Annotated in this window: 1 protein-coding gene; it reads right to left on the reverse strand. The window is 61.3% G+C overall.

What is annotated here, in order from left to right; translation table 11 throughout:
* Window positions 1-522: IS3 family transposase (locus FA740_RS19565; RefSeq protein ID WP_136858444.1), on the reverse strand; the 522-nt coding region annotated here is incomplete at both ends.

The following is a 522-nucleotide window of genomic DNA, read 5'->3' on the forward strand; positions in this document are numbered from 1 at the left end:
CTAGCATAGCGCGGGCCTCGAACTCGATTGGGCTGATGTAGCCCAGTTTCGAATGCCGTCTGCGCGGGTTGTAGAAACGCTCGATGTAGTCGAACACGTCCGCTCGGGCTTCGTCGCGGATCCGATAGACCTTGCGGTTGGTGCGCTCGATTTTCAGCGACGAGAAGAAACTCTCCATTGCCGAATTGTCCCAGACGTTCCCGGCCCGGCTCATGGAACAAGTGATGCCATTGTCGGCCAGCAGGCGCTGAAACTGCTCACTGGTGTATTGCGGCGACCCCTGGTCCGAGTGATGCAGCAGCGCATCGGCCTTGCCACGGCGCCAGACGGCCATCATCAGGGCATCCATGACCAGCGTGGCATCGCGTTCGGCCTTCATCGACCAGCCGACCACACGGCGAGAGAACAGGTCCAGCATCGAGCCATGGGAACGCCCCTGGTCCGAGTGACCATGGCGAGGCGCCACATACAGCCAGCCCTGGGCGGTCCAGATGTAGGTAAAGTCGGCCAGCCACTTCTGGT

The organism is Paracoccus hibiscisoli (assembly GCF_005048265.1).
Taxonomy (GTDB): domain Bacteria; phylum Pseudomonadota; class Alphaproteobacteria; order Rhodobacterales; family Rhodobacteraceae; genus Paracoccus; species Paracoccus hibiscisoli.